2 protein-coding genes are annotated in these 698 nt (G+C 31.7%); both read right to left on the reverse strand.

Features of this window, described 5'->3' with window-relative positions; all coding sequences use genetic code 11:
* Nucleotides 1–416, reverse strand: a 416-nt coding sequence (locus RWY47_RS04785) for an indolepyruvate oxidoreductase subunit beta (protein WP_316030256.1), incomplete at its 3' end; no start/stop codon positions are given.
* Nucleotides 417–698, reverse strand: a 282-nt coding sequence (locus RWY47_RS04790; protein WP_442953951.1) for an indolepyruvate ferredoxin oxidoreductase subunit alpha, incomplete at its 5' end; no start/stop codon positions are given.

Consider the following 698-nt stretch of genomic DNA (forward strand, 5'->3'; position numbering starts at 1 on the left):
TTTCCAAGTTCAATAGCACTCTTTGATGCATTTATCAATTTAGCTCCTACTCTAAGTAACTCTTCACTTATTTCATTTCCTTTGTATTCAGCTTTTCCATTTAATATTGGCATTGAATTTATTTGATAGTCATTGACTATTATTTTGCCATTATCTTTTAAGTAATCTAGCCATCTTAGTGCTTCCATTTTTTCAAATGAAACTAAAATATCCGCTCCGCCTTTTTCTATAACTGGAGAATAAACTTTATCACCATATCTAACTTGAGAAGATACAGATCCACCACGCTGACTCATACCATGTATTTCACTCATCCTTACATCATATCCTGATTCCATAATACCAATTGTTAGAAGCTTACTAGCAAGTATAGTACCTTGACCCCCAACTCCAACTAAAAGTACGCTCTTTGTCATTTATTTATCCCCCTTATATATAGCTTGTTTTGGACATATTTGTGAACATACTTCACATCCTACACAGCTAGTTTTTTCAATACATGCTTTTTTAGTTTCTTTATCCAATGATATTGATGGACATCCAGATTTTATACATAACTTACATCCTATACATAAATCTTTATCTACATTACATTTTTGTTTAAACGCACCTCTAAACTCTTCTTTATCTTCTTTAGAAAACTTTTTAAGAACACATGGCCATCTTGTTATTATAACGCTAGGCTCATCTAATTTAAG

This window comes from Paraclostridium sp. MRS3W1 (assembly GCF_032465715.1).
GTDB lineage: Bacteria > Bacillota > Clostridia > Peptostreptococcales > Peptostreptococcaceae > Paraclostridium > Paraclostridium dentum.